Raw genomic sequence first — 4,644 nt, 5'->3', positions numbered from 1 at the left:
GAATAGCCCTCGCGCACCGCCGCCGCGGACGGCGCCTTGCCGGTCTTGTAGTCGACGATCGCCAGCCCGCCGTCGGCGCAGCGGTCGATCCGGTCATAGCGGCCGCGCAGCCGGACGCCGGCGATCGCGATCTCGCCCTGGCCCTCGGCGCTCACCACCTCGCGGCCCTCGGCGGCGTGATCGGCGACGGTCGCCGCGATCCAGCCGATCGCCTCCTCCAGCCGCGGCTGCCACAAGGCGCGCAGCAGCGGGTGGAACGCCGCGTCCGCCAGCATCGCGCGCGCGCGCGGCATCAGCGCGGCGGGGGCGCAGCGATCCTCCCGCCACCATGCTTCCAGGATCGCGTGAACCTTGTCGCCACGCCAGGCCGGGGTCGGATCCGCGTCCACCGCGTCCAGCGCGCGCAGGCCCAGTACCCGCCGGGCATAGAAGGCGAAGGGGTCGGCCTTCAGCCGGTCCACCTCGGTGACGGAGATTTCTTTCGGCCTGAGGGCCGCGGGCGGCAGCGGCGCGGGGCGGTTCGCCGGCAGGTGCTCGGCCGCGGCGTCGAGCGCGCGCGCCCATCCTTCCAGCGCCCTCGCGCGGCGGAAGCCCGGCCCGGCCATCGCCTCCAGCCGCAACCACAGCCGCGACGCCAGCGTCGGCGCCGACGCGTCGCGCCGCGCGCGGGTGATCAACACCTCCGGCGCGCCCAGCCCCTGCGCGAAATCGTGGCTCGCCACGCCGATCCGCCGCTCCAGCCCCGGCAGCCCCAGCGCGACCCGGATCGGCGGCGCCAGCCAGGGATCGGGCGCCGGTCGGCCCGGCCACGCGCCCTCGTTCAGCCCGCCGAGGATCATCAGGTCGGCGCTCTGCAGCCGCGCCTCGATCAGGCCGTAGATGGCGAGCCGCGGATGGCCGCCCTGCGGCGGGCGCACCGCGACCTCGTCCAGCAGCACGCGCAGCAGCGGCGCCAGCCCGTCCGGCGCCACCGTCGCCGGCCCATGCTCCGCTTCCGCCTCCAGGCTCGCCAGGAACTCGGCCGTCGCGCGGCCCGCGGGACCTGCCCACAGCGCCTCGCCGCACAGCGCCGCGGCCGCCTCGCGCAAGCAGGCGATCAGCCCCGCCAGCGGCTGTGGCCCTTGCGCGAACGCCCGCTCCACCGGCGCGAGCAGCACCTCGACCTCCACCCAGAACGCGTCCAGCCGCTCACCCAGCGCGCCCGCGATGCCGGCCAGCCCCGCCGGCGGCCGGGGACCGCGCAGCCGCCGATCGAGCGCGCGCACGCCGTCCAGCCAGGCGAGCCGATCGTCGCCCGCGCGCGCCAGCGGGTGCTTGAGCAGCGCCAGCAGTGCCAGCGGCGACCAGCGCTGCGCCGCCGCCTCGGCCAGCGCCAGCAGCAGCGTGCCCGGCGGCAGCGTCGCGAGCGGCCGGCCGGCGCTGTCGTCGATCGCGATCCGCCACCGCCCGAGATGCACCGCCACGCGGCGGGCCAACGCGCGGTCGGGCGTCACCAGCGCCGCCGTGCGCCCAGGCGTCTCCAGGGCTTCACGCAGTCTGAGCGCGATCGCCTGCGCCTCTTCGGCAGGGGTGGCCAGCTCCGCCGCTTCGACGCCGCCCAGCCGCCGCTCGGTCGCGGGAAGCGTCGTCCACTTGCCCGTGAAGGCGGCGGGCGCGAGCGCGTTGGCGATCGCCCGCGCGCGCGCCGGATCGGCGTCGCGGTCGCTGCCCTCGCCCCACATCGCCACTTCGCCTCGCCCGGTGCCGATCTGGTCGAGCAGCAGCTTGAGATGGAATTGCGGGTGGGTCTCGATCGCGCGCCGTCGTTCGTCGGGCGGAAACGGCCCGAGCGCGTCCCACTCCTCGTCCGGCATCGCCAGATCGAGCCCGGCGAACACCACCAGCCCCAGGGGCAGCTCGGCGACCCGGCGCAGCAACCGCGCCACCGCCGGCGCGGCGTCGGTCACACCCGCAGCGCAGACCAGTCCCTCCGGCGGCGTCGCCCGCCAGCGCGCCGCGACGCGGTCGAGCAGCCGCGCGCGCCGGTCCGCCGCGTCGATCCGGCCGAGCCGCGCCAGCTCCACCGGCCACCGGTCCAGCACCACCGAAAAGCTCGACAACGCGCGGGCCCAATGCTCCGACAGTGTTTCGGCCAGCTCCAGCCCGCGCAGCCGCGCCGGGGGGACGCCCTCCGCCAAGAGCTGATCGAGCGTCCGCGCCAGCTCGCCCGCCAGCCGGACCGCCTCGGCCGCGTCGACCGGCTGCCCGGCCGCCCGCCGCTCCTCCTCGACCAGCCGCGCCAGCGTCAGCCGGCGACGATACGGGTCGATCGCGGGCGGGATCGGCTCCTCATCGGCCGGGTCCAGCGCCGCCCCGATCGCCTCACCCGCCTCGGGGTCGCCCAGCGCGACCAGCCGCGGCAGCAACAGCCCGCCGCCGCTCGCGCGCACGAAGGCGTCGGTCACCGCGCGCGCCGCACGATCGTTGGGCAGCAGCACCGTCGCGCGGGCCAGCGCGAGCGGATCGTCGCCCGCCCGCCGCCGCAACCCCGCGACCAGCGCGTCCGCGAAGGCGCGGTGCGTGGGGATCGTGAAGAGCCTCAGGCGCTCACCCATCCGCCAGCAACGCCTCGGTCCGGCCGATCGAGGCGGGCGCGCCGACATCGAACCACAGGCCCTGATGCACCTGGCCATAGGCGCGCCCCACCTCGATCGCGCGGTTCCAGAACAGGTTGGTCGAAAACGGCCCATCGGGCGCGTCGGCGATCAGCGCAGGCGAGAGGATCTGCACCCCCGTCCATACGAACGGGGCCACCCGCCCCGGCCGCCGGCGGCCGCTGATCCGCCCGTCGGGCGCGAGGTGGAAATCGCCATGGCCGGGATGGTTGTGGGCGCGCGCCAGCGGCACCATCAGCAGCAGCGCATCCATCAGCGCCGGGTTCCAGCGCGAGGCGAGCAGCTTCAGCGCGTCGACCGGCCCGTCGACCCAGAGATTGTCGCTGTTGATGCACAGGAACGGCGCGTCGCCGATCAGCGGCAGCGCCTGCACCAGCCCGCCGCCCGTCTCCATCAGCCGCGCGCGCTCGTCGGAGACGACCACCTCCATGCCGCCGGCGATCCGCTGCAGGTGCGCCTCCAGCGCGTCGGCCAGGTAATGCACGTTGATGACGACGCGCCGCACCCCCGCCGCGCGCAGCCGGTCGAAGACATGGTCGATCAGCGGCTTGCCCGCGACCTCGACGAGCGGCTTGGGCCGGGTGGCCGTCAGGGGCCGCATCCGCTTGCCGAGCCCCGCCGCCATCACCATCGCGGTCGCCGGCACGCTGCCGCCCGGCTCCGGGCGGAGCGCGAGTTGCGGGCTCATGCCGTCCGGCTCTGGGCCAGCATCCGCGGGTCGCCGCGCAGTTCCGGCGGCACCTGCTCGTCGAACCAGGCGGCGACCGGTTCGAGCACGGGGTTCGACAGGTCGCGCTCCAGATACGCCCAGACGCGCGGGCACATGGCGGAATAGCGGGCCTTGCCGTCGCGCCGCCACAGGCGCGTGAAGACGCCCAGGATCTTCGCGTTCCGTTGCGCGCCGAGCACATGATAGGCGGCGAGGAAATCGTCCCCCTGGCCCGTCGCGGTTCGGTAGCGCGCCAGCATCGCCTCCTCGACATTGCCGTCCACGTCGCGCCGCGCATCCTGCAGCAGCGAGACGAGATCATAAGCGCGATGCCCCGCCAGCGCGTCCTGGAAATCGAGCAGCCCCAGCGCCCGCTCCGGCCCGACCAGCATGAGGTTCTCGGCATGATAGTCGCGCAGCACCGTCACCGGCGGGTCCGCCCGCGCGTGATCGAACACCGCGTCCCAGGCGGCGACATAGCCGTCGCGGTTCACGTCGAGACCGACGGCGGGACAATACCAGTCGACGAACACCGCCGCCTCGCGGTGCAGCGCGGCGGCATCGTAAGGTGCGAACGGCCCGGCGGGATGGCGGTGCAGCCCGATCAGCAGGTCCACCGCCGCCTCGTAATGCGCGATCGCGGCTGCGGGCGCCGCGTCCGCGGCCTCGCGCAGGCGATCGTCGCCGAAGTCCTCCAGCAGCACGAGGCCCTGGGCCGCGTCGACGGCATGGACCTGCGGCGCGGTGAAGCCCCGCTCCGCCAGCCAGGCGGCGACCGACAGGAATGGCGCGGTCTCCTCCTGCGGCGGCGGCGCGTCCATCAGCACGGCGCGGCGGTCGCCCTGGGTCACCCGAAAGTAGCGGCGGAACGAGGCGTCGCCCGCCAGCGGCACGATCGAGGCCCCGCCCCATCCGTGCTGCGCAAGGAACGCGGCGGCGCCCGCCGGCGGGGTCATATCGGCCATCGCCGCTCCCAAGCCGGGGGGACTTCGACTGTCAAGACGCGCCCGCCGTCCGCCCTCGCCGCCAGCGTCAGCACCAGCGCGTCGGGCCAGCGCCCGGGCGCGCGCTCGGGCCATTCGACCAGCAGCACCGCGTCGTTCCGCGCCTCGTCCAGCCCCAGCTCCGCCAGTTCGCCCGGGTGCTCGATCCGGTAGAGATCGACGTGCAGCACCGCGACGTCCACCTCGGGCGGCTGATAGGGCTGCACGATCGCGAAGCTCGGGCTCGGCGCCTCGCCCGCCAGCCCCAGCGCGGCGAGCAGCCCGCGCGCGATGCTCG

Annotated in this window: 4 protein-coding genes; all 4 read right to left on the bottom strand. The window is 75.4% G+C overall.

The annotated features are described in order from the left end of the window. Nucleotides 1–2,594: PD-(D/E)XK nuclease family protein (locus ACFE64_RS15160; RefSeq protein WP_375393289.1), on the bottom strand; the 2,594-nt coding region annotated here is incomplete at its 3' end. Next, on the bottom strand, nt 2,587–3,342 hold the full coding sequence (locus ACFE64_RS15155; protein WP_375393288.1) for a nucleotidyltransferase family protein: 756 nt from the start codon (nt 3,340–3,342) through the stop codon (nt 2,587–2,589). The genes ACFE64_RS15160 and ACFE64_RS15155, both read right to left, overlap by 8 nt. Next, complete coding sequence (locus ACFE64_RS15150; protein WP_375393290.1) at nt 3,339–4,319, bottom strand: aminoglycoside phosphotransferase family protein; 981 nt, start codon at nt 4,317–4,319, stop codon at nt 3,339–3,341. The genes ACFE64_RS15155 and ACFE64_RS15150 overlap by 4 nt, the downstream gene beginning before the upstream one ends. Next, the coding region (locus ACFE64_RS15145; RefSeq protein WP_375393287.1) for a tRNA (adenosine(37)-N6)-threonylcarbamoyltransferase complex ATPase subunit type 1 TsaE at nt 4,316–4,644 on the bottom strand (329 nt) is incomplete at its 5' end. The genes ACFE64_RS15145 and ACFE64_RS15150, both read right to left, overlap by 4 nt.

It is taken from the genome of uncultured Sphingomonas sp. (genome assembly GCF_964250165.1).
Lineage (GTDB): Bacteria > Pseudomonadota > Alphaproteobacteria > Sphingomonadales > Sphingomonadaceae > Sphingomonas.
Note: the sequence above shows the minus strand (reverse complement) of the source record. Positions and strands in the feature narration are given on the sequence as shown.

Bases quoted from the DNA above. Each gene is read 5' to 3' on its own strand.
- ACFE64_RS15155 (WP_375393288.1), bottom strand. From the start codon at position 3,342: ATGAGCCCGCAACTCGCGCTCCGCCCGGAGCCGGGCGGCAGCGTGCCG.
- ACFE64_RS15150 (WP_375393290.1), bottom strand. From the start codon at position 4,319: ATGACCCCGCCGGCGGGCGCCGCCGCGTTCCTTGCGCAGCACGGATGG.